We start from the raw sequence: 24,250 nt of genomic DNA on the forward strand, positions 1-24,250 counted from the left end.
AGACGGCCGATGACGACCTCCGCGGTCGCCGCCGAGGCGGCGCCCTTCCTGAAGCCCACCGACGTGGTCTGTCTCCTCACCCAGATCGCGGTGCTGCTCGGTGTCGCGGTACTGCTGGGACAGGCCATGCGGCGTCTCGGCATGCCGAAGGTCGTCGGAGAGATGCTCACCGGCGTTCTGCTCGGCCCCTCTGTACTCGGCCTGGTCTGGCCGTGGCTCGAGCACCTGGTGATCCCGAGTGATCCGGCGCGCCAGCATCTGTGCGATGCCGTAGGGCAGATCGGCGTGATCCTGCTCGTGGCCCTCGCCGGTACCGAGCTCGACCTGGGATTCGTGCGAAGAAGGCGCAGAGCAGTCGCGTCGATCGGCCTGATCGGCATGGCCGTTCCCGCGCTCGCCGGTGTCGGATTCGGCCTGTGGGTACCGCAGGCGATGCGGACCGACTCACCGAAAAGCCTGTTCGTCATGATGATCGCGGCAGCGATCTCGGTGAGCGCGCTTCCCGTGATCGCCCAGATCCTCACCGAGATGGGTCTACTGCACCGCAATGTCGGCCAGATCATCCTGGTTTCGGCCTCGGTGAAGGATGCGATGACCTGGATCTTGATCGCGGTCGCTTCCGCCTCCGCGACCGCCGGTGTGACGCTCGGTCACATCTCCGTCATCACGGTCGTGACGCTGGGGGCGTTCGCGGTGACACTGTTCCTCCTGCGGCCCCTGGCGCAGCCGCTGTTGCAACGGTACGAAGCCTCGCCGGGGGCTTCCGCCGGGCTGTTCGTGCCGGTCTGCGTCGTCTTCGTGCTCGCATGTGCGGCGTTGACCCAGGCGCTGCATCTGGAGGCGATCCTGGGGGCGTTTCTGGCCGGCCTGGTGATCGGACCTCGCGCGCCGTTCCTGCTCGCACCGCTGCGCACCGTCACCATGACCGTGCTGATGCCGCTGTTCCTGGCGAATGCCGGTCTGCGTGTGGACCTGACCGCTCTCGCGGACGTCACCGTCGCGCTCGGCACACTCGCATTGCTCGTCGTCGCGGTCACCGCGACGTTCGCCGGCAGCTTCGCCGGCGCTCGAGTCGGCGGTCTGTCCCGATGGGAGGCGACCGCTGTCGGGTCGGGCCTGAACGCCCGGGGCGCGGTCGAGATCATCATCGCCACCACCGGGCTGAGCCTGGGCATCTTCTCGGCACCGATGTACACGGCGGTGATCATCGTCGCGGTGACCACCTCGGTGATGGCACCGCCCATGCTCAAGTGGTCGATGCGCCGGATCGGGCTCACCGACGAGGAGAAGATCCGGATCCATGCGCGCGCCGAGCCCGGCGCACGAGAAATGGCGGCCTGACGCGTGACCCGCTTGCAACCCGTGCGTCCGCCCTCCGGTGACGGTCCGTCCGAGATCGTCCTCGGCATGGACTGCCTGGAGAACCTCGGCGGTGTCCAGACCGTCGTCCGGACACTGGCGCGTGCCTTCGCCGAGCACGGCCACGCCGTGTCGCTCCTCGACATCGAACCGTCGGCCGAGCCCTTCCGGATGGACGCCGGTGGGCCGGTCCTCGACGCATACCGGCTCACCACCCGGCGCAGCGGACTCCCGTACGAGCCGACCACCCGGCTTCAGACGGCGAAACTCGCCGTCCGCGGCCACACCGGCGGCCTGCTGGTGCGGCGGCGCGCTGTCGCGGAGCTGCGGGCGCTGGCCGACGCGCACCCGTCGGCGATCTGGCTTCTCACGCAGTGGCGACTGGTGGAGCACGCGGTCTCGGCCGGGATCGGTGCGCGGACCATCGGCCAGTATCACTCCAGCTTCGGCGCGGCCGAGCGCAGCGGCGACCTCGCGCGCATCCAGCGGCACGCGCCCTCGCTCGCCGCGTTCTGCGTACTCACCGAGATCGACGCCGCGCGGTTCCGGCGGGCCGGGGTACCGCGCGTGCACGTCGTCACCAATCCGGTCGCCGTCACCGTACCGGCGGACCCGAACGGGTTCCGTCCCCCCACGGCCGCGCACACCGTGGTCGCGGTCGGACGATTCGTCGAGGAGAAGGCGTTCCCGGCGCTCGTCGAAGCGTGGAGCCGGATCGGCGCCGAACGCTCGGGGTGGCGATTACGCATCGTCGGATCGGGGCCGCTGCGCGCGGAGATCGGCGAGGCGATCACGTGCGCCGGGGTCGGCGATTCGGTCACCGTCGAACCGGCCGTGCACGACGTGGCGGGGCTGTACGCCGCGGCGGACGTGTTCGCGCTGTCGTCGATCGACGAGGGCCTCCCGGTGGTCCTCACCGAATCCATGTCCGCCGGTGTCCCGTTCGTCTCCACACCGTGCGCGCCGGGCGTCGTCGAACTGGCGGACGGCGGCGCCGCGGGCGTGATCGCCGCCTCCGGGGACCCCGGCGATCTCGCCGACGCGCTGGCGTCGTTGATGGCCGATCCCGAGCGTCGCCGGGCGATGGGTGAGCACGGCCGGCGGTTCCTGGCCGACCGGTCGCCGAGCGACGTCGTGCGGCAGTGGGAGACACTGTTCGCCCGGCTCGGCCTCGACCGAAGGGGGCTGCCCTAGTGGACCGGTCCGCACCGGGCGATCGGCCCGTGGTCACGGTGATCATGCCCGCCTACAACGCCGCCGACACCATCGTCGACGCCGCCGAGTCGATCCTCGCCGAGCCGATCGACGGGCTCGAGCTGCTGGTGATCGACGACGGCTCGACCGACGGCGGCGGCGAGCTGGTCGCCGCCGCCGGCGACCGGAGGATCCGGGTGATCCGGCAGGACAACGCCGGCCTGGTCGCCGCCCTGAACACCGGCCTCGACGCGGCGACCGGCGAGTTCATCGCCCGCATGGACGCCGACGACCTGTCCGTTCCCGGCCGGATCGCGCGGCAGCTGGCGTGGCTGCGCGCGCACGACGACGCGGTCGCGTGCGGGACCGACTACACGCTGTTCGAAGCGATGACCGGCCGGGTGCGGATGCCGCGCTCCGACCGGGCCTGCCGTCAGCGATTGCTGATGGGCAGCTGCCACTGCGGGGCATCGCTGGTGGCCCGCCGGTCGGTGATCGAAGACGCGAACCTGCGCTTCGACCCGGACTTCGCGCACGCCGAGGACTACGAGTTCATCACCCGGCTCGCCGGCCACGGGCGGCTCGGCAATCTGCCGATCGTCGGCTATCACTACCGCGTCCATGCGACGCAGGTCAGTGCCCGTCACGCCGAGGCCCAGCATCGGGCGCATCTGCGGATCGCCCGGCGTTTCGCCGACGCGGCGGGCGCGGCGCCGGTCGCCGACGACGACCTGCGCGCGCTGCTGTGGCCCGATCGCGGCGGCGATGTCCGCGCCCGCGCGGCGTCGGGTTGGCTGGCCGTAAGGGCCGCGGCCCGCGTGGTGCGGCGTCGGCCGGGCGTGCAGACCGCCCGCTTCACCGGGCGGAAGGTGATCGAGGCCGCGGCCCGCCGCTGAGCGGGCGCGCCACCGCCCCGGTCAGGAACCCCGGATCTCCACGACCGTCTCGCCGACGGGCGACGGCGGCGGCACCTCGTCGAAGATCGCCCGCACCCCATGCACCAGCGGCAGGGCGACGACGGCCAGCGCGAGGCACGAGGCGGTCAGGCTCGCCAGACCGGCGCCGACGAGACCGATGCGGGGAACCAGCAGGTATGCGCCACCGACCGTCACCGCGACGATGAGCACCTGCGACACGAGCATCAGCCGCAGCCGCCGATGCAGCTGGGCGATCGTGTAGTAGAAGGTGACGACGGTCTCGATCACGGTGTTCAGCGCCATCACCAGCATCAGCTTCCAGCCGGCCGCCAGATAGTCGCCGCCGGCGATCCACAGCACCAGCGGGCCGCCGGTCGCCAGTCCGACGGCGGTGACGGCGGTGACCCCGCCGAGGATCGGCGCGTAGCGGCGCAGCAGCGCCGGCCGGTCCGCCCCCGGCACCGACACCTCGACGATGAACGCCGATCCCGCGGCGCCGCTGAGCAGACCGGCGGCACTGCACATGGTCCACGCGAGATTGAAGTAGGCGTTGTCGCTCACCCCGGCCTGGTGGACGACGATCAACGGGAGGGCGAGCGGCGTCACCACCGAGACCAGCATCAGGGCGAAGAACGCGCTCTGGAAGGACAGCAGTTCCTTGACCGGAGGCAGCAGATTGGCGCCGTGGCTTCCGGCGATCGCCCCCCGGATGGCGACGGTGCCGAACACCGCGGCGGCGAGCAGCGCGAGCAACGTCCAGGAGAAGACGATGCCGACCGCGGCGCTGCCCGCGCCGAGGACGGCGAGCGGCAGCAGTTTGACGAGCGAGAAGGTGATGTTCTTGGTGGCGACGCTCGGCGCCTTCCGCAGTGCGGTGAGCACCGGGTCGGTCAGTGCGAAAGCGGTGAAGACCACGACCATCGCCGGGAACGCGAGCCGCTGCCCGGTGGAGTGCAGGAGCCGGTCCGACAGCGGCGTCCACGCGAAACCGGCACCCAGGACCACCGCGACCGCGCCGCTCAGCAGATAGCCGCCGGCCACCAGCGATCGGGTCGCGGTCCCGGCGAGCGGAAGGAAGCGCTGGTAGGCCCCGCCGAGCGACAGGCAGGAGAACGAGCCGAGCATGGTCGCGGTGCTGATCAGCGCCGAGGCGCGGCCGACCGACGCCGGATCGAACAGGCGGCCCGCGGCGATCCAGTAGACCAGGCCGAGGGCGCCGGTCGCCAGGGACGAGAGCATCAGGGCGCTCGCGTTGACCACGAGCCGATCGCGCACGCTCACACCGCCGCCCCCCGCCACACCCAGGACGGTCCGGCCTTGCGGGCGAACAGCGCCCCGCTGGCCAGTGCGCGCGGGAGATCCGCCTCGTCGAGCATGTTCGGGTGGATGCCGTCACGCGGCCAGTCGATGAAGTGCTGGCCGTGCACCGAAGAGGCGCCCGTCACCGAGCCTCCGATGCTGGTCAGGGCCTCGCCGAAGGGCGAGGCGGACAGCACCGAGTGAAAGACGTACTCGTCCGGACAGTGCGAGAAGCGGAAGAAGGCCAGCCAGCGGGGATGCTCCTCGAGGTGTCCGCGCAGATGACGCACCGCGTCGCCGGTGAGCGACCACCAGGTGCTGCCCTGCATCAGGGGGACCTGCCGCGGGACCCGGCGCGGTATCCGCCCGTCGAACCGCCGCCACCCCGGCTGATCCGGGAAATGGAAGCGGCCGATCTTGCCGTACTGCGGGCATCGCTCGTCGTCGATCCGCCGGTCGATACGGAGAAGCTCGGTGCGACCCGACCACACGTCCACGACCTCGTCGATGGGCCGCAACAGAACGTCGGCGCCGGACAGCAGGGAATGCCGGTGGTAGCCGTCACCGGCCGCGTCCAGGCTGGCGAGGGTGGCCCGCACCTGGCTGAAGCCGCCCCAGCGGACGGTCGTCCGGTCGGCGACGAAGCGCACCGCGCCGCCGGCGGCCTCGGCGAACGGCCGCTGGTCGGCCTTCGCGTCGATGTGCGCGTACACGTCGACGCGGTCGTGCCGCAGCGAGGCGACGAGATCACCGAACAGGCCGGGATCGGCGTGCGCCAGGATGTGGACCGCGTACCGCTGCGGCCGCCGCGGGAAGGTCACGACGACCCGTGGCCGGCGAGCGCCCGCTCGACGAGGGCCGCGGTCGCGGTCGCGTACGGCGGCCGCAGCATTCCGGCGTGGTCGCCGGGCACCCGGTCGATGGACACGGTGCCCGGCGCGAGCAGTGGCCACCAGTCGTCGGGGTCGTCGTTCTCCTCCGCCTTGATCAGGGTGACCGGGCCCGGCCACGGGCGCAATCGATGCAGGAGGGCGCTGCGGCGCCCGAGTTCGTGGAACAGCGCCCACTGGTCGTGCGCGGGCCGGGGCCACCAGCCGGCCGTCAGCAACCGCAGCCGGGTCCGCCATCGCGCCGCGCTCGAGGGGCTGGGCGCGGGCTCGGGCCGGTTCGCGGGCGCGGTCGGGACAGGCTCCGGGAAGTCGATCGGTGCGCGGCGGCGCAGCGCGTCGTCGAGCACGGTGTCCAGGCAGACGACGTGTTCGACGCGGCCGCCGGCGGCCTCGAGGCGTCGCGCGGTCTCCATCGCGATCACCCCGCCGATCGAGTGCCCGACGAATCGGTACGGTCCGTGCGGGGAGAGCGCGCGGACCTGGCGGACCGCCCGGCGAACGGCCCGCCCGATCGTGTAGTCGGGGATGCCGCGGCGCTCGAGCGCGTGGGCGCCGAGGCCGACGAGCGTGAAGTCCGGCAGGTGCCGGGCCAGCGGCATGAAGGCATGGACCGACTCGCCGGCGCCGGCGAAGACGACCACCAGTGGGCGGGCCGTGCTCTGGTCCGGGAGGGGGCCCTCGTCCGGGATGGGGCCGTCGTCGCGGGCCGGGGAGAGCAGCACGGTGTCGCGGGGCAGCGGCCGGCCGGTGCGGGCGTCGCCGGTCTGCCCGGCCGCGTCGATGCGGGCCGCGCAACTCGCCAGCGTCGGGGCCGCCGCGAGGTCGGCGGGGGACAGCCGGACGCCGAAGCAGTCGTCGATGCGGTCGATCAGGACGACCGCGGTGAGCGAGTCGCCGCCGAGGGCCGCGAAATCGTCGTCGGCGCCGACCGCGGTGACGGCCAGCAGGTCCTCCCACAGCGGTGCGAGCAGTCGCTGGGTCCGGGTGCGCGGCGGCACGTGGTCCGGGCGCGGGTCGGGCGCCGGCAGGGCCTGCCGGTCGAGCTTTCCCCGTTCGGTACGGGGCAGCTGCGGGAGAAGCACGTAGTGCGCCGGCCGCATCCATCCGGGCAGCGCCGCGGTGAGCGCGGTCCGCACGGCGGCGATCGACGGCGGCCGGGCGCCGGGCGCGGGCACCAGGTAGGCGACGAGTTCGGCGGGCGCGCCGCGGGCGATGACCGCGGCCTCGCCGATGCCCGGGCAGCGGCGCACGGCGGCGGTGACCTCGGAGACGTCGACCAGGTAGCCGCGGATCTTGACGGCGTCGTCGAGGCGGCCCGCCAGCCGCAGTTCCCCGCCGGTCAGCGTTCCGGCGTCGCCGAGCGGGTAGCGGCGGGCACCGGACTCGTCGGTCGCGAAATCGACGGGGACGCCGTCGACCAGGTAGCCGTCGGCGAGGAACTCCGACACCACCTCGATCCGGCCGACCTGCCCGTCGCCGAGGCGGCGTCCGGCGTCGTCGCGGATGACGAGGGTCTTGCCCGCGGCCGGGCGGCCGGGGATCACGGTGCCGTCCGGGATCGGCCGGCCGGGCGGGAAGACGTTGCTCGCGAGGTTTCCGGTCTCGCTGGATCCGGCGCGGTTGACGTACGTGAGGTGCGGTGCGACGGCGCGGAGCGCGGCGAGGTCCGCGCCGTCCGGGGCTTCGCCGCAGGTGCACGTCAGGCGCACGGCCGTCAGCGCATCGGCGGCCGCGGGGTGGGCGGTGACCTGCCGCAGCAGGTGGGGGGACAGGTGCAGGCCGTCGGGCGCGTGACCGTCGATCGTCGCGAGCAGGCCGTCGACGCCGGAGTCGCGCGGGTCCACCGGCACCAGCGTCGCCCCGGTGAACAGCGCGGTGAGCGCGATGTCGAGTCCGCCGCCGAAGCTGAGGGGCAGGGCGCTGACGACGGTGCGGCCGGGCCCGATGTCCAGATCGGCCGACAGTTCCGCGATCTGGTGCCGCCACATGCCCGGTCCCTGCCGCACCGCCTTCGGCTCGCCGGTGGACCCGGAGGTGAACACGAGGATCGCACAACCGGGCAGGGACACGTCGGCCCGCTCGGTGATGGTGCGCACGCGGGCGGCCGGGAGCGCGGCGTCGACCGGGACCACCGGGCGCCCGGACACCAGTGCCGCCACCAGGGCCACCACAGCCTCCTCGAAGGCGTCGCCGTCGGTGGCCGGCGGCACGGTGACCAGCAGCGGACGCGACGAGTCGTCGCCGAACGCCGCGGCGGCGGCCGTCACGCGGCCGGCGAGCTCGGCGTAGCCGAGGCGCCGGCGCCCGCACGCGAGGGCGGGCGCCGCGCCGTGCGCGGCCACCACCCCGGCGAAGAGTTCCGCGAGGGTCGCGGAGGTGACGTCAGCGCTCGTCACAGAACTCGGTGATCGGCAGCCCGACGTGCCGGGCCTCGGTCGGGACATAGCCGAGGAGCACGTCACCGGGCTTGAGTTCGGTGACGTTGTTGACGCTGCCGCCCGGGCCGAGGAGCCGCACGTGCCAGTCGTCCTGGGCGATGACGTTGACCGTCTTGCCCTCCGCCGACTCGGCGGTGATGGAGATCAGCGGGCGCCGCTCGATCTTGACCCGCCCGATGCGGACCTCGCGAACACTGCCGTCGGTGCGGATCGCCAGGATCGGCTGCCCGGCGCGCAGTTCACTGACGTAGCGGGTCCGGTTGCCCGGGGTGAGGACGTACGAGTGAACCGCGCCGGCGTTCCAGCGGAACGGCCGGGTCGGCATGTAGGGGAGCGGGTGGGTCTCGCTGCAGGAGAGGAACATGCCGCTGGCGAACGACCCGATCAGGCAGCCCTCGTCGAGTTCGAGCAGCGAACAGGTGTCGATGCACGCGCGCTCACCCATGCCGATGTGCTCCACCGAGGTGATGGTCAGCGACGACAGCGACATCTTCTCCTCGCCGGGTTCCAGGATCGCCGCCAGCGCGATCACGTCGTCGGCGTGGCGCGGCGCCAGCAGCAGGCCGTCGGAGCCGTGCTCCAGGACCAGCTTCACGATCTCGGCATCGGTGATGTCGTCGACGACGGTGACCGTCTTGCCGCCGGAGTTCTCCGCCGCGGCGATCACGATCTCGAGGGGGATCTTGGTGGGATCGGTGAAGGTCAGCAGCGTCCACGGCACCCGCCGGACCAGCTCGCAGGCGTTCTGCAGGGTGGCCGCATCGCTGACCACGACGTGGACGCCGTCGGGCCGGTCGTCGTCGGTGAGCGACGCGGCGTCGGCGAACACCAGGTCGGCGCCCTCCGCGGTCGGCGCCGCACCGGAGGACAGCAGGACGCGACGCACCGTCGGCGGCAGTGTCGCCAGGAGGTCCGCGTCGTCGCTCACGATGCCGTCGAGTCCGTAGTTCAGCGCCGCGGCGACCACGGCGTCGCGCGCCTGGCCGCGCAGGTGCCGCACGTCGACCCAGGCGAAGTGCTCACCGCTGCGCTCCTTGCCGTCGACCCGCAGCAGGGGATCGATATGGTCGGTGACATGCACCGGCGCGACTTCCGTGATGCGACCCGGCTTGGGGGCGCTCGCCCCGGACGTGTCTGCCCCGGAAGAATTCACTTCGGTGGCCATCGGCTGTCTCCTTGCTCGCGTGAACCGCGTCTCGCTGTCTTCTCCCGATCCACAGACCGGTGAACAGAACCAGATTAGGGTAGCCTCACCGATACTCCAACACCGAGGTCCCTAACGTGACGAGTTCCACTTAGGGTTACCTTGCTTTGCCGGGTCGGCACTTGTTCACTGGAACGGATGACTCCGACCGGGCGCACCTCCGACCTCGCCAGAGGTTCGCTCGCACTGACGGTGTCGGCGGCCGCGACGGCCTCGATCGGACTGGTGTACTGGATCGTGGTCGGCCGGCTGTACCCGGCGAGCGAGGTGGGGTCCGCCGCGGCGGTGATCACGGCCGCGACCATGCTCGCGGGCTTCGCCAACCTCGGATTCGGCTCGTACTTCGAGCGCTTCCTGCCGGTCGCCGGCGCCCGGCGGAGCCGGCAGGTGGCCGGGTGCCTGATGATCGCGGCCGTGTTCGGCCTGGTGCTCGGCACGGTGTTCGTGTTCGTCGGCCCGACCGACGAGATGTTCGCCAACACCACGCAGCGAGTGATCTTTCCGCTGTTCGTCGTCATCCTGTCGGCGTTCGCGCTGCTCGATCATGTGACGATCGGCATGCACCGGGCCCACTGGGGCGCGGGCAAGAACATCGCCCACTCGGTCCTCAAGCTGATCTGCGCGGTGATCGCGTCGTTCTTCATCGGGCGCACCGGGATCGCCGGGACCTGGGTGGGTGCGGCGCTGCTCACCGCGCTGGTCGTCGGGTACTTCGCGGTGCGGGCCATGCGGGCGCAGCCGGCTCCCGGCGACGACCTGCCGCCGCTCGGCGAGCGGGTGGCCTTCACCGCCGGGAACTACGGGATCTTCGTGGTCGGTGCGCTGACCCCGCTCATGCTGCCGATGCTGGTGATCGCGGCGGTCGGCGCCGACCACAGCGCGTACTTCTCGATCTCCTGGTCGCTGCTCACCGCGGTGCTCGTGCTGCTCACCATGCTCACCGGACCGTACGTGTCCGCCGCCAGCGTGCCCGGAGCCGATGTCCGCGCCCTCACCGTCCGGTTCGGGGCGATCCTGTTCGGTATCGCGGGCGTCGCGTGCGTGGGACTGCTGCTGGCCGGGCCGGTGGTGCTGCGGCTGGCCGGGCCCGACTACGCGCGGTACGGCGGCCCGGTGCTGCGCGTCGCGGCGTGCGCGCTGCCCCTCGCGGCGGTCGGCTACGCGTACACCGCCATGTGCCGGGTGCGCCGCCGCGTGCGGAGCGCGCTCGTCGTCCAGATCATCACGGCCACCCTGCTGATCTCGCTGACCGCCTGGCTGCTACCGCACCGCGGACTGGTCGCCGCCGGCTGGGCGATGCTGATCGCCGAGGGCACCGGCGCCGTGTTGTCGCTGACGCTGCTGGGTGTCGCGCTGCGGCGCGACCGGGCCGCTGCGCCGGCCGAGTCCGGCCCCTACCGGTCGTGGTCTCGATCTGGCGCGAGCTGAACCGCCCGGCGATTCGTCGCGGATTCTGTCGGCGCCGAAATGTGTCGCGCGTCCGACGGCGGATTCGGCAAGATCCGCGACAGACAAGATCCGCGACGTCTGCCGACGGCTCGTTCCCGCTCCACGGCCGGGGTCACTCTGCGCGGTGGCGAAGCTGACTGCGGCGGCGCCGGCGGCCGCCTGCTGTTCGGTGGTCGCTGAGCAACCACCGGACAGCAGTCCGGTGCTCGGTCAAAGCCGAGGCCGGGCCAGGCGCCGCGCGAGAATCGTCCGGACTACCGCTTGCCCGGCGCGTGCCGGAAGAAGACCGTGCCCGCGCCGTCGTCGTACACCGTGGTCCACTCGCCGGAGGCCGTCAGGATCGCCTTGAGCCGGTCGTCCGCCTCGGGCTGGAAGAAGCCGTAGTAGTCCATCCGCCGCTCGGACTGCGGACTGAACATGATGTAGGTCGGATGCGGATTCTGTGCGACGCTCCACTTGAGAAAGGCCAGGTCCTCCGGGGTGGGGAAGGTGTCCGGCCGGGAGCCGTAGACCAGCTCGATCGGGCTGTCCCAGTCGGGGTCTCGCAGCGTCATCGACGCGTAGTGGGCCGTCGAACGGGTCGGCAGTCCGCTCGCCGCCATCATCATGAACCGTGAGCCGGGCTCGGCCTCGTCGACGATCTTCGACACCGCCTCGACCTGACCGCGCGTCTCCACGATGATCGGCCAGAGCGCGTAGAAGGAGAACAGCCCGGCCAGTGCCGCGGCCAGCACACCCAGCCAGGTGAGACCGGCCGCCACGGCGCCCGCCACGCCGCGCCGCCAGCAGCCGAGCAGCGCGGTCACCGCGGGCGCGATCAGCAGGGCGCAGCCGAGGAGGCTGTAGAGGTACACGCGGAAGATCGCCTCGCCCCCGTAGCCCTGCGCCATCAGCAGGCCGAGCGCGCAGAAGGCGAGGACCGCGCGGCTCAGCACGTGTCGCTGCCGGGTCCGCCACGCCCACACCGCGGCGGCCGCCGCGGCGCCGAACACCGCCAGCGACAGGCCACGACACACCATCGAGGTGTAGATCTTGGCCGGGACGCCGGCCATCACCACGTTGCTCGACGCGTTCGCCACCGGATTGCCCCCGGAGAAGATGCCGTACGGGGCCACCGCCTCCAGATTGAGGGCCAGATAGGCCCCGACGATCAGCACCATCGCGCCGACCGCCCACCAGGGGCGGGCGCGCCGGAAGAGGACGAGCAGCACCGCGGCGCCGACCACCCAGAACGGGGTCAGTTGATGACTGGGCACCATCGCCGCGAACGGCACCACGGCCAGCAACGCGGTCCGCGGCGCGCCGCGGGAGGCGAGCAGCAGCATCAGGGTGCCGAAGGCCAGCACGATCGCCCACGCCTGCGGCGACAGGTAGTCCTGCCCGACCCAGTTCACCACCTCGGCGAGGAACGCGGCGGTCAGCGCGGTCATCCGCGGCTGGCCGAGCAGGCGGGCCGTCGAGTACACGACGAGTGCCAGGAGGACATGGATCAACGGCGCGAACAGGTGCGCGAGCGTCATCGGGTCGAGCGTCGTGACATCGCAGAACCAGGCCGAGGCGACGAAGAACGCCGGCCACTGCGTGTAGATGTCGGTGCCGTTCGGGGTGATCAGCCCGTGTTCCTGGATGTACCGGATCACCCCGATGTGCTTGTACGTCCAGTCGTACAGCGGAACCTGTGTGCCGGCCCAGGTGGTCACCCGCAGCACCACGACGGTTCCGGCGAGGGCGAACACGGCGGCGCCGAATCGCCGGGTGACGACGGCCCACAGGAAGGCGACGGTGGTCGCCGCCGTCGCCGGGATCAGCAGCATGCCCGCACCGGAGAACACGAGCCCGTAGTAGCTCGCGTCGGCGCCCGGCAGATTCGGGACCGCGGCGAGCCAGAGCACCAGGGCGGCGAGGGTCAGCACGGTGGGGGGATTGAGCCCGGGAGCGGAGATCGTCTTGACGACGCCGCCGAGCGCCGCCGACGGCCAGTCACGCCATGCCGGGGCGGGCCCTCTCCGCGCGTACCAGAGGAGACTGCTGCCGATCACCGCGCACGCGCCGAGTACCAGGATCCCGGTGGTGTTCCAGCGGTACGACCACATCGCGGTGATGGTGACCAGGGTGGTCAGCGCCGCACCGAGCGTGGGGACGGCCCCGAGCCGCGCGTAGCGGGGCACCGGAACCCAGGTCAGGACCGCGAAACCGGGCCCGGTGAAGACGAACAGGCCGATCAGGACGGTTTTGAGCACCGTGCCGAGCGGCAGGAGACCGAGCAGGCCCGCCGCGGCGGCGAGCAGCGCCAGGTCCGCGGGCCGGAACCGGACGGACGACGCCCCGGAGGTGCCCCGACGGCGGCCCGGGGTGGCGGGCCGTGGCGCCCGCTCCAGCACGGCCGTCACGATCGCACCCCCGCGCCGGCCGCGCGCCGTTTGCGGACCTTGCGGCCCTCGGCGAACAGCGCCCGCGGCCCGCGCAGCACGGACAGCACCTCGGTCCGGCCCACGGAGTCCGGCAGACTCGCCGTGAATTCCGGGGGTGGCGCGGCGATCGCCGCGTAGGCGCGGCCGGCCCGGCCGACCGCGCGGAACCGGCGGCGGAGCACGGCGACGGCGAGACGGCGGTGTTCGGCAGTCATCGCCACCTTGGTGAGCCAGGCACCGAGCCCGATGCCGTAGCCGCGGGCCTGGCTCATCAGCGCATCGCTGTCGTCGCGGTGCCGATGCCAGATGATCGCCGAGGGTTCGGACACCAGGGCGTGGCCTGCGGTGAGGATCCGGAAGAACATGTCGAGGTCTTCGCCGCCTTTCGTCGCGGTGCCCGCGCCGAGGCGCTCGTCGAAGTCGCCCAGGCCGGCGACGACATCGCGGCGGACGGCGAAGTTGGCGCCCGTCCCGTACGCGCCGACCTGGAACGGGAAGAGCGGCAGGTCCTCGGGGGGCTCGGCGAGCCGGTAGGTCTTCGGCTCGAGGCTGTCACCCCACGAGACACGCCAGTCGAAGTACGCCTGGGAGAGGGTGCGCAGTTCGCCGCTGGGGACAGTCCCGCAGACGCAGGCGACGTCGTCACCGCGCGCGAAGCCCAGCGCGATGCCATGCAGCCAGGCCGGATCCGCCACGACGTCGTCGTCGGTGAACGAGACGATCCGGTGGGCGGCGGCCCGCAGGCCGGCGTTGCGGGCGCTGGACAGACCGGGCACCGGTTCGACGACGCGGCGGACCCGCGGATCGCCGAGCTCGGCGACGACGCGCGCGGTGCCGTCGGTGACCGGTGCATTGTCGACGACGACGATCTCGAAGTCCGGATAGTCCAGCGCCGTCAGCGAGGCCAGTGCTCCGCGCAGATCGTCGGGCCGCTCGCGCGTGCACAGCACCACCGAGATCGGTGGGAGCGGCGGCGCGGGCGGGCCGGCCGGGGCACGGCCGGGGAGCGGGATGCGCACCGTGCCGTCGACGATCGGTGTCTCGACGAAGCCCAGGGGAGTGGCCCCGTCGCGGACCAGGATGCGGGCCCGGGAATAGCCGTCGGCCCCCTCGGCCGCACAGACGACCTCTCCGGCCGCCTCCTCGGCGGCCGCGAGCGGAGTGCGGGCGGGCCCGGCGAGGTCGAGGACCGCGATCCAGGTGGCACCCGGCCACTCCGGCGGACCCCCCGGTGTCATCGGCACGGTGAGCCCCGTCCGCGCGCCGGACACCGGCGGCTCGGTGGCGCGGTGATCGTTCGTGTGGTGCTCGTTCACAGCGCGGTCACCCGGACCCAGTCGATGAGCATGGTCGACGGATTCGGCGTCGACTCGTCGGGCGGTCCCGGCCAGTCGCCGCCGACCGCGAGGTTCAGCAGCAGGTGGAACGGCTGATCGAAGACCCATCGCGCGTCGGGGGCGAGGTCGCTTGGGGTGACGGTGAACAGCGTCTTGTCGTCGATGCCGGTCTCGATACGTCCCGGGCTCTTGCGCACCCAGTACGTCCGGAAGTGTCCCGCGAGCGGCACCGGCGCGGGCCCGCTCGCCGCGATGGTCTGGCCGCGGGGTACCGACTCCTGCGGCGCGTGGATGCCGGTGTGGAAATCGGCGGCGTCGTTCAAGGTCTCGATCACGTCGATCTCCCCCGCGGCGGGCCAGCCGGCCGCCAGGATGTCGTCGCCGAGCAGCCAGAACGCCGGGTGCAGACCGCGGCCGGCGGGCAGCGAGATGCGGGCCTGGATCAGGCCGGTGGTCACCGACAGGCGGCCCAGGGTCTGGACGCGTCCGCTGGTGAGGAGACCGTCCTGGTAGCGCGCGGTGATCGCCAGGTGGCCGTGGCCGTCGAGCCGGACGTTGTCGGTCCGGTCCGTGTAGGTCTGGAGCTCGTTGTTCCCCCACCCGCCGCCGCCGGTCTGCGGCTGCCACGGGGCACCGACCGGGCCGGGGCCGCCGGTGAATTCGTCGGCGAACAGGACCCGCGGCCGCGGCTGCGCGTCGGTGCTCGTCGTGCACCCGGCCGTCACGGCGGCGGCCGCCACGATCGGCACGATGAGGGTGCGCATTCCCCGGTGGGCGATCAACGACCCGCCTCCGCGAGGACCTCGAGTCCTTCCGTGGCCGCCTCGGGCGGATCGGTGGCGATCCGGGCGGCGCCGCGCACCCCGGCGACGAGCAGACCGATCAGCAGCGCGTAGATCGCCGCGCGTTCGGTGCCGCCCGGCCCGAGCCAGCTGGTGAGACCACCGGTCAGGGCGAAGAACGCCACGGCGGCGATGGCGCCGGCGACGACGAGGACGGTGCGCCCGGATCCGGGCAGACGGGTGGACGCCGAGACCCCGATGAGCAGACATCCCGCCGCCCCGAACGCCACGAAGACATTCATCAGGGTGATGTGCACCGGGTAGCTGATCCGCTCGGTGATCAGTCCGGCGCCGATCAGGCCGAGGCCGCTGACCGTCAGTGCCGCGGTCGCCGGGTTCGGCACCCAGGCCAGGGCGCGCCAGGAGGCCGCGAGCACGATGATCGCGAGCCCGGTGAGGATCATCCCGGCGTTCATCACCGGCCAGATCGCACTGCACGCGATGTCGCCGTGCGCGCCGCAGAACGGGATGCCCAGTTCCCCCGAGCGGGTCCACCGGTACTCGAACGCCCCGCGCCACGAGGCGGACACGATCCATTCGGCGAGGAAGTACAGCAGCAGGGCCAGGGCGGCGAGGCGGGACGTTCGCGGGACGCGCAGCAGGGCGGCGATCGACGACGACATGTTTCCCTTTCGGAGCGGGTGATGAAGCAGGGTGTGCGCGGTCCCGGAGACATAGCCCGCGGCCGTCCACAGGAAACCGGCGATCAGCGCCAGGGCGCGCGACGGATGACCGAGATGCTTGATGAAACCGCTGGTCAGAACGGTGGCCACGTACGAGGACTCGCTGGACAGCGCCTCTCCGGTGCTGGACAGACCGGCGAGGGCGGCCTTGGATCGGCCCTCTTGATAGCAGCGGCGGAGGAAGTAGCCGGGACGAGCGCGCTCGGCGGGCACCGCGTGACGCACGCGGAAGCGAGTGTCCCGGACGATCCGGGCACCGGGATTCGCGCGCCGCAGGGCGATCCCCATGAGGGTCTCCTCGCAGCCCGCCGGGAAGGTGCCCACCCGGCCGAGGTCCGGCGAGAACCCGCCGATCCCGATGAGCGCGTCGCGGCGCACCGCCATCGCGGCGCCGATCGGGTTGCGGATCTCGGCACCCCCGGGCGCGATGCCGCGGTAGTCGCAGCCCACGACCCAGCCGAACTCCGCGGGGAACCATCCCGGCGGACCGCCGGCGGCCCAGTCGGGGGTGACGGCGCCACCGATCGCGACCACCGCGGGGTCGGCCAGCGCCGACCGGACCGCGTCGAGCGACCCGGGTTCGGCGACGGCGTCGTCGTCGAGAAAGACGATCACCTCACCGCGCGCGTGGGCGAGTCCGGTGTTCCGCGCGTGCGACAGACCCTGAGCACCGGTCCCCGCCACCACCTCGACGGCGGCGTCGGTCCGGTACCGATCGGTCAGGTCGGCGTGCAACCGCTTGTGGTGATCGACGACGACCACCAGGCTGTCGGACCCGGCCAGTTGCCGGCGCGCCGCATCGATGCCGCCGGTGAGGAGTACCCACCGATCCGGCGTGTAGCAGCAGATCACCACGGACAGTGACGGCACGGTCGTGGTGGGGGTGGACACAGAAGACTCCCGGATTCGCTGAACTTAGGTAAACCTTCGCTAGCTTAGGGGATGCTTATCCGAAGTGAGAACCCGGATCGTCCGCGAAGCGGCGCAATGCGGTGGAGATCACGTCCGTGTTCAGCCGGTCCGGGTGGAACGACACGCTCAGGGTCACGGCGCCGTGCACCCCGACGGTGGCGAGAGTCAGATCGCCCGGTCCCATCGGATCGACGCGCCCGTAGAAGGCCGCACGCTGGGTGTCGAGCCAGCCGAAGCGCCGGAACTCGGCCATCTCGTTGATACCGGAGAACAGCAGCCGCGGCCGTCCCGGCCACGACCCGCCCGCCGGGGTGCGGCCGCTCAGCAGCATCGAGCCGGCGGTGACGCTGCTGCGGACCGCGCTCGCCACCGGCCGCCCCGAGGCGATCGTCTCGGTGATCGCGTGTTGCAGCGCGGCGGGGTCGTCGCCGGGCCGGTGGCGGAATTCCAGCCCGGCGACGAAGTTGCCCAGCGGATTGGTGCCGGATTTCAGATAGCGGCGCAGATCCACCGGGATCGCGATGTCGTCGTGCAGGGTGAGGCCGGCGTCGTCGAACGCGCGGACCATGCCGCACAGCAGCAGTGTCTTGAGCGACGCGCGGACACCGCGGAGGTCGCGCCAGCGCCGGATCTCCGCGACCGCCGTCGCGTCGAGACTCGCCGTCTCGACGCTCACCGGCAGCACCGGCCCCGCCGAGGCCGGTGCCGCCGCCGGCGGTTCGATCGGATCGGGTAGCCCCTCGAGGATCGTCAGCACCCGCCTGATCCGTCGCGGATCGCTGCCGAAGACACGGGCGGTCGCGGTCGCCAGCCCGGCGCGGCGGCCCCCGACGCCGCGATACAGCTCGGGCGACGGCGTCAGCAACCCGGTGACCGCCATCTTGACGTAGAGCGCCAGCTGGATCTCGCCGATGCCGTGGTCGTGCTCGGTGAGCAGGTAGTCCCCGGCAAGGGTGACCGACAGCGGGCGGGCCGACCGCGCACCGCGCAACAGCCGCAGCGGATCGGCCGGCGGCGCCGCGGTGGACACCGCGGCGGCGAGCCGCTGCGGATCGTGACGCCAGCGCCAGCGGCCGGCGGCCGGCCGCAGCCCGATCCGGGTGGCGGGGCCGAGGGCGGCGAAGGCCAGCAGTCGTTCCCGCGCGGTCTCCTCGTCGGGGAGCTCGAGCGGACCCGCCACCGCGGAGACACGGGTGCCGGCGTGCATCCGGTCCAGCACGGTCGCGCGCACGGACGACGGAGAACGATCCACCCCGTGATGGTAGCCGTAGGTGAGGGAAGCCTAACCAATCGGGGCGCGGACCGAGGCCTCCACCATGTCGAGCACGGCGTGCAGATCGTCGGTGGACTGGCCGGTGGCCAGCCGGGTGATCAACCCGTCGAGGACGACGTCGAGGTAGGTCACCAGCACCTCCGTCGGCACGTCCTTGCGGAGGCTGCCGTCCTCGCGCTTGCGCTCGAGCCGGGCCAGCGTCACCGCCTCCAGATCGGCGGAGTGCGCCGCCCACGCCTCGGCGAAGGCCGGATCACTGCGGATCTTCCGCACGATCTCCAGCCGGGTGCCCAGCCACTCGAAGTCCTTCGGCCGCGCGAGCATGTCGCGCATCACCTGCACCAGACCCTCCTGGGCCGCCACATCGGCCATCCGCTCGGCGTCCTCGCGGGCCAGGGCCAGGAACAGGGCTTCCTTGTCCTTGAAGTGGTGGAAGATCGCACCGCGCGAGAGCGCGGTGGCCTCTTCCAGCCGCTTCACCGTGGCGCCGTCGTATCCGTACTCGGCGAAACAATGCCGCGGGCCGTCGAGAATCTCCCGACGGCGCGCGCCAAGCCGGTCATCGCTGACCTTCGGCATGAACTGATCAGGCCTTGATCATGTTCCGCAGGACGTACTGCAGGATGCCGCCGTTGCGGTAGTAGTCGGCCTCACCGGGGGTGTCGATCCGGACCACCGCGTCGAACTCGACGACGTCGCCGTTCTCCTTGGTGGCGGTGACCTTCAGGGTCTCCGGGGTGACGCCCTCGTTGAGCTTCTCCAGACCGGTGATGTCGAAGACCTCGGTGCCGTCCAGACCCAGCGTCTTGGCGTTCTCGCCGGCCGGGAACTGCAGCGGGACCACGCCCATGCCGATGAGGTTGGAGCGGTGGATGCGCTCGAACGACTCGGTGATCACGGCCTTGACGCCCAGCAGCACGGTGCCCTTGGCGGCCCAGTCACGCGAGCTGCCCGAGCCGTACTCCTTGCCACCCAGCACGACCAGCGGGATGCCGGCCTTCTGGTAGTTCTGCGACGCGTCGTAGATGAAGCTCTGCGGGCCGCCCTCCTGGGTGAAGTCGCGGGTGTAACCGCCGGACACGCCGTCGAGCAGCTGGTTCTGCAGGCGGATGTTGGCGAAGGTGCCGCGGATCATCACCTCGTGGTTGCCACGACGGCTGCCCAGCGAGTTGTAGTCCTTGCGGGCCACCCCGTGGCTGTCCAGGTACTGCGCGGCCGGGGTGCCGGGCTTGATCGGGCCGGCCGGGCTGATGTGGTCGGTGGTGACCGAATCGCCGAGCAGCGCGAGCACGCGGGCGCCCTTGATATCGGCGACCGGAGCCGGCTCCATCGTCATGCCGTCGAAGTACGGGGCCTTGCGGACGTAGGTCGAGTTCTCGTCCCACGCGAAGGTGTCGCCGTCCGGGGTGTTCAGGCCCTTCCAGCGATCATCGCCGTCGAACACCGTCGCGTACGACTTGCTGAACATGTCGGCGTTGATGGCCGACTTGATGGTGTCGTCGATCTCCTGCGCCGACGGCCAGATGTCCTTCAGGAAGACGTCGTTGCCCTCGGTGTCCTGGCCGAGCGGCTCGGTCTCGAAGTCGAAGTCCATGGTGCCGGCGAGGGCGTACGCGATGACCAGCGGCGGGGAGGCCAGGTAGTTCATCTTGACGTCGGGGGAGATGCGGCCCTCGAAGTTGCGGTTACCGGAGAGGACGGCGGTGACGGTGAGGTCTTCCTCGTTCACCGCCTTGCTGATCTCCTCGGGCAGCGGACCGGTGTTGCCGATGCAGGTGGTGCAGCCGTAGCCGCCCAGGTAGAAGCCGAGCTTCTCCAGGTAGGGCCACAGGCCGGCGGCCTCGTAGTAGTCGGAGACCACCTGCGAGCCGGGCGCCATGTTGGTCTTGACCCACGGCTTGGAGGTGAGGCCCTTGTCCACGGCGTTGCGGGCCAGCAGACCGGCACCGATCATCACCGACGGGTTCGAGGTGTTGGTGCACGAGGTGATGCCGGCGACCGCGACGGCGCCGTGGTCGAGCACGAAGGTGTTGCCGTCGGAGGTCACCGTGACCGGCTTGCTCGGGCGGCCCTCGGCGCCGTTGGCGGCCGACGGGACCACCGAGTCCTCCTCGGCGAACGACAGCTTGGCCTCGGTGGGCGAGACGGCCGGCGGGTCGGACGCCGGGAAGCTCTCGTCCAGGCCCTCGTCCAGGCCGTTCTGCGGGGTCGGGTGGTTCTCCTCCACGTAGTTGTGGATGTCCTTGCGGAACGCGACCTTGGACTCCGACAGCAGGATGCGGTCCTGCGGGCGCTTCGGGCCGGCGATCGACGGCACGACGGTGCCCAGGTCGAGCTCCAGGTACTCCGAGTAGGCCGGCTCGTGGTCGGCGTCGTGCCACATGCCCTGTTCCTTGGCATAGGCCTCGACGAGCGCGAGCTGCTGGTCGCTGCGGCCGGTCAGACGCAGGTAGTTGATGGTCTCGGCGTCGATCGGGAAGATCGCGCAGGTGGAGCCGAACTCGGGGCTCATGTTGCCCAGCGTCGCGCGGTTGGCCAGCGGCACCTCGGCGACGCCCTTGCCGTAGAACTCGACGAACTTGCCGACCACACCGTGCTGGCGCAGCATGTCGGTCACGGTCAGCACGACGTCGGTGGCGGTGACGCCCGGCTTGATCTCACCGGTCAGCTTGAAGCCGACGACGCGCGGGATCAGCATCGACACCGGCTGGCCGAGCATGGCGGCCTCGGCCTCGATGCCGCCGACGCCCCAGCCCAGCACGCCCAGGCCGTTCTCCATGGTGGTGTGCGAGTCGGTGCCCACACAGGTGTCCGGGTAGGCCTGGCCGTTGCGGGTCATCACGACGCGCGCGAGGTGCTCGATGTTCACCTGGTGGACGATGCCCATGCCCGGCGGCACGACGCGGAAGTCGTCGAACGCGCCCTGGCCCCAGCGGAGGAACTGGTAACGCTCACCGTTGCGCTGGTACTCCAGCTCCACGTTGCGCTCGAAGGCGTCGGCGCGGCCGAAGACGTCGAGGATCACCGAGTGGTCGATCACCATCTCGGCGGGGGAGAGCGGGTTCACCTTGTTCGGGTCGCCGCCGAGCGCGGCGACGGCCTCGCGCATGGTGGCCAGGTCGACCACGCAGGGCACACCGGTGAAGTCCTGCATCAGGACGCGCGCCGGGGTGAACTGGATCTCGACGCTCGGCTGGGCATCCGGATCCCAGTTCGCGAGGGCGTTGATGTGGTCGGCGGTGATGTTCGCGCCGTCCTCGGTACGCAGCAGGTTCTCGGCGAGAACCTTCAGCGCGTACGGCAGCTTCTCGGTGCCGGGAACGGCCGAGAGGCGGAAGATCTCGTACGAGTCGTCGCCCACCTCCAGGTTGCCGCGGGCGCCAAACGAATCCTTGCTCAAGGTGTGCTCCACTCTCGTTGTGCGTGTTCGCCGGCGGGCTGCGCCGACGGGGGATCTCCGGAGCAGTCGCGAGCGGGCTGAACGCCCTCGACTGCTGCCCCCTCATCATAGCAGTACGCGCGTACTGGTTGGAGACTATGGGCAACACGACGCGCCGCGCCACGACCGCGCCGCGGGCCTGCCGTAAGGTGAGCGCGTCCCCATCCCGTCCGTCAGGAGCACCGCATGACCCCGGGCCCGGCCACCTTCACGCTCGCGAAGCCCGCCGACACCACGGCACAGTGGGCCGGCCTCGACCTGCCCGCGATCACCACGCAGCTGAAGAAGACCGGCGTCTACGCGCCGGCCGACCAAGCGCCGGCGCTGCAGAAGGTGGTCGATCGCGCGGATGCGGACGGTCACCACCTGCACGTGGTGGTCCTGGACCAGTCGTACAGCCCGTTCACCGTGTACCGGGACATCGCGACCAAGTTGCAGACCCAGGTCGGCGGCACGGTGATCGTGATGGGACCGAACGGCCGGGGCACCGCGTCGAACGAGTTCAGCCGGGTGCAGCTCGAGGACGGCACGAGCGAGGCGCAGACCATGGCGCCCGCCGCGGCGGCCGCGCACATCTACGACCGCGCCACCGCGCCGTACGTCAACTGGACGGTGGTGACGATCCTGCTGATCGTCGTCGTGGTGATCGGCGCGGTGATCGCCCGCTGGACGACGCTGCGGGCCCGGCGCGCCGCCGGCCCGGCGGCTCCGCCCGCCACCGGCTCCGGCGACACCGGTGCCGGCGATGCCGAGCCGTCCGCACCGGCCGGTGCCGGCGACGCATAGACCGCCACCGCTTCTCTGACAAGACCCCGATCCGGGGATCCGTCTGGGCGTTACCGAACTGTGATTCGAGTTCGGCGCTCCGCTTTGCCCTGTTCACTGCGTTTCCGCAGGTAATCACCACCGTGTAATTCAGTTGCCCGGGTTTTCGGTGTGGTTCATGTGACGTACGGTGCAGTAGACACATTTGAGTAACCAGGGGACAGGCGGACTGCTGAGGCAGATGCGCCCGGGGTTACGCGATGGGCCTAAGTTAGGGAGATCCTCGGTTGAAGCAAGCAGCCAGCACCGCGCGCCGGACGTTGCGCGGCAGTGCCGTGGGCGCGCTGATCGTCGTCGGCGCTCTCACCGCCGGCACCGCCGGAGCGGATCCGCAGACCTCGCCCGCCGCCGGCCTCGTCAATCAGATCGCCGACGTCGACCAGCACCTCGCCGATCTGTCGTCGCTCGTCGCCGCGAAGCAGGAGAACGTCAACAAGGCGCTCGTCGACTTCCAGAGCGCCCTCGCGGCGCAGCAGGTGGCCGCCGCGGCCGACGATGCGGCCCAGTCCGCGCTCGCCAAGACCCAGAAGCAGGTGGAGGCCGCCCAGCAGCAGTTCAACGACCTGATGCGCCTGGTCAACCGGCAGGGCAACAACCTCGGCACGATGACCGACTACGTGTCGTCGTCCGACCCGGACAAGGTCCTCGAGAAGATGACCAGCGTCGACCAGGTGGCCCGGCAGCAGCGCGCCACCATAACGCGGCTGCAAGTGGTGCGCAACCAGCAGGCCAACCGGGTCGCGGCGACCACCGCGACCAAGCGGCAGGCCCAGGCCGCGGCCAAGGGCGCCGCCGGCCGGCGCAACGCGGCGATCGAAGCGGTCAACGACGCCCGCAAGGCCGTCGACTCCGAGCAGACCAAGCGCGCCGGCCTGCTGACGCAGCGCGCCGCGCTGACCGCCAAGCTGAACAAGCTGCGCGGTGTCCCGGCCCCCGCGCCCACGCCGGGTGACGTCCTCGGCGACGCCGCCAAGAAGCTCCCGTCGATCCCCGCCGAGGGCGAAGCCGGGGACCCGCTGGCGCAGGCCGCCGACGCGGTGGCGAAGCTGGCCGTCGACACCGGTCAGCAGCTGCTCGCCAGCCTGCTCGGCAGCACGCAGATCCCGCAGTCGGATCTCCTCAACGAACTCGGTATCGGCGGCACCTCGCCCGGCGACGCGATCAGCAGACTCGGCACCGGCTCGCTCGGCTCGCTCTTCGGCGGGGGCGGCGGTCTGGCCCGCCCCGGACTGCGCGGACCGCAGGCCGTCGAACTGGTCGTGAACCGCGCCAAGTCACAGCTCGGCATGCCGTACGCGTGGGGCGGCGGCGACGCCAACGGCCCGACGCTGGGCATCCGCGACGGCGGCGTGGCCGACAGCTTCGGCGACTACAACAAGGTCGGCTTCGACTGCTCCGGCCTGATGGTCTACGCCTTCGCCGGCATCGGGATCGACCTGCCGCACTACACCGGCTACCAGTACACGGCGGGCCCGCACTACCCGCTGTCGCAGATGCAGCGCGGCGACATGATCTTCTACGGCCCCAACGCCAGCGAGCACGTGGCGATGTATCTGGGTGACGGCACCATGATCGAGGCGCCGCAGTCCGGCGACGTCGTCAAGATCTCGCCGGTCCGCACCGACGGCGCCATGCCCGACGTCGTGCGCCTCACCTGAGCCCCGCCCGCGGCCGGTAGGCTTTGCGGCAAAGCCCGATCGACGGAGCCGCGCGCTCCACCGCCACCGAGGAGTCCCGGTTTGAGTTCACCCGCCGCTGAGAACACGCTCACCCCCGAG

The 24,250-nt window shown here is 71.6% G+C and carries 17 protein-coding genes; 6 read left to right on the plus strand and 11 right to left on the minus strand.

What is annotated here, in order from left to right; translation table 11 throughout:
* Nucleotides 1-9 precede the first annotated feature (9 nt).
* From ACSEEN_RS03730 to ACSEEN_RS03740, 3 genes are read left to right on the plus strand one after another with little or no spacing between them, the layout of a single operon-like run.
* Complete coding sequence (locus ACSEEN_RS03730; protein WP_440712338.1) at nt 10-1,341, plus strand: cation:proton antiporter; 1,332 nt, start codon at nt 10-12, stop codon at nt 1,339-1,341.
* Nucleotides 1,342-1,344: 3 nt separating this feature from the next.
* The gene (locus ACSEEN_RS03735; protein WP_440712339.1) at nt 1,345-2,553 is read left to right on the plus strand and encodes a glycosyltransferase; all 1,209 of its coding nucleotides are present in this window, start codon (nt 1,345-1,347) and stop codon (nt 2,551-2,553) included.
* Between the two features lie 29 nt (nt 2,554-2,582).
* Nucleotides 2,583-3,449, plus strand: a complete 867-nt coding sequence (locus tag ACSEEN_RS03740; protein WP_440712340.1) for a glycosyltransferase family 2 protein — start codon at nt 2,583-2,585, stop codon at nt 3,447-3,449.
* Between the two features lie 21 nt (nt 3,450-3,470).
* On the opposite strand, the gene ACSEEN_RS03745 is transcribed toward ACSEEN_RS03740, so the two are convergent.
* The 4 genes from ACSEEN_RS03745 to ACSEEN_RS03760 are packed head-to-tail and all read right to left on the minus strand — an operon-like array spanning nt 3,471 to nt 9,262.
* Nucleotides 3,471-4,745 carry a lipopolysaccharide biosynthesis protein gene (locus ACSEEN_RS03745; protein ID WP_440712341.1) on the minus strand — a complete coding sequence of 425 codons (1,275 nt, stop codon included), beginning with the start codon at nt 4,743-4,745 and terminating at the stop codon, nt 3,471-3,473.
* 2 nt (nt 4,746-4,747) lie between these two features.
* Complete coding sequence (locus ACSEEN_RS03750; RefSeq protein ID WP_440712342.1) at nt 4,748-5,590, minus strand: beta-1,6-N-acetylglucosaminyltransferase; 843 nt, start codon at nt 5,588-5,590, stop codon at nt 4,748-4,750.
* Complete coding sequence (locus tag ACSEEN_RS03755) at nt 5,587-8,055, minus strand: AMP-binding protein (RefSeq protein ID WP_440712343.1); 2,469 nt, start codon at nt 8,053-8,055, stop codon at nt 5,587-5,589. The genes ACSEEN_RS03750 and ACSEEN_RS03755 overlap by 4 nt, the downstream gene beginning before the upstream one ends.
* Entirely contained in the window at nt 8,042-9,262 is a 1,221-nt protein-coding gene (locus ACSEEN_RS03760; protein WP_440712344.1) for a 3-dehydroquinate synthase II family protein, read from the minus strand. The genes ACSEEN_RS03755 and ACSEEN_RS03760 overlap by 14 nt, the downstream gene beginning before the upstream one ends.
* Before the next feature lie 177 nt (nt 9,263-9,439).
* Between ACSEEN_RS03760 and ACSEEN_RS03765 the strand changes: the two genes are divergently transcribed.
* Nucleotides 9,440-10,729, plus strand: coding sequence for a lipopolysaccharide biosynthesis protein (locus ACSEEN_RS03765; RefSeq protein ID WP_440712345.1), 1,290 nt, complete (start codon nt 9,440-9,442; stop codon nt 10,727-10,729).
* A 275-nt stretch (nt 10,730-11,004) separates the two neighbouring features.
* On the opposite strand, the gene ACSEEN_RS03770 is transcribed toward ACSEEN_RS03765, so the two are convergent.
* The 7 genes from ACSEEN_RS03770 to ACSEEN_RS03800 all read right to left on the minus strand — a co-directional run bounded on the left by ACSEEN_RS03770 (nt 11,005) and on the right by ACSEEN_RS03800 (nt 21,608).
* Nucleotides 11,005-13,140, minus strand: a complete 2,136-nt coding sequence (locus ACSEEN_RS03770; RefSeq protein ID WP_440712346.1) for a hypothetical protein — start codon at nt 13,138-13,140, stop codon at nt 11,005-11,007.
* The gene (locus ACSEEN_RS03775; RefSeq protein WP_440712364.1) at nt 13,137-14,399 is read right to left on the minus strand and encodes a glycosyltransferase family 2 protein; all 1,263 of its coding nucleotides are present in this window, start codon (nt 14,397-14,399) and stop codon (nt 13,137-13,139) included. Before ACSEEN_RS03775 ends, ACSEEN_RS03770 begins: the two co-directional genes overlap by 4 nt.
* A 74-nt stretch (nt 14,400-14,473) precedes the next feature.
* Entirely contained in the window at nt 14,474-15,262 is a 789-nt protein-coding gene (locus ACSEEN_RS03780) for a glycoside hydrolase family 16 protein (RefSeq protein ID WP_440712347.1), read from the minus strand.
* Nucleotides 15,263-15,276: 14 nt separating this feature from the next.
* Entirely contained in the window at nt 15,277-16,914 is a 1,638-nt protein-coding gene (locus tag ACSEEN_RS03785; protein WP_440712348.1) for a glycosyltransferase, read from the minus strand.
* 55 nt (nt 16,915-16,969) lie between these two features.
* Nucleotides 16,970-18,187 carry a hypothetical protein gene (locus ACSEEN_RS03790; protein WP_440712349.1) on the minus strand — a complete coding sequence of 406 codons (1,218 nt, stop codon included), beginning with the start codon at nt 18,185-18,187 and terminating at the stop codon, nt 16,970-16,972.
* 30 nt (nt 18,188-18,217) lie between these two features.
* Nucleotides 18,218-18,787 carry a TetR/AcrR family transcriptional regulator gene (locus ACSEEN_RS03795; RefSeq protein ID WP_440712350.1) on the minus strand — a complete coding sequence of 190 codons (570 nt, stop codon included), beginning with the start codon at nt 18,785-18,787 and terminating at the stop codon, nt 18,218-18,220.
* Between the two features lie 7 nt (nt 18,788-18,794).
* Complete coding sequence (locus ACSEEN_RS03800; RefSeq protein WP_283255296.1) at nt 18,795-21,608, minus strand: aconitate hydratase; 2,814 nt, start codon at nt 21,606-21,608, stop codon at nt 18,795-18,797.
* Between the two features lie 225 nt (nt 21,609-21,833).
* Between ACSEEN_RS03800 and ACSEEN_RS03805 the strand changes: the two genes are divergently transcribed.
* Together ACSEEN_RS03805 and ACSEEN_RS03810 are read left to right on the plus strand one after the other, a co-directional pair.
* Nucleotides 21,834-22,433: an Rv1476 family membrane protein gene (locus ACSEEN_RS03805; protein ID WP_247867854.1), complete on the plus strand. Its 600-nt coding sequence runs from the start codon at nt 21,834-21,836 to the stop codon at nt 22,431-22,433.
* 266 nt (nt 22,434-22,699) lie between these two features.
* Entirely contained in the window at nt 22,700-24,130 is a 1,431-nt protein-coding gene (locus ACSEEN_RS03810; protein WP_247867853.1) for an NlpC/P60 family protein, read from the plus strand.
* The last annotated feature ends 120 nt before the right edge of the window (nt 24,131-24,250 follow it).

It is taken from the genome of Gordonia marina (genome assembly GCF_052036135.1).
GTDB lineage: Bacteria > Actinomycetota > Actinomycetes > Mycobacteriales > Mycobacteriaceae > Gordonia.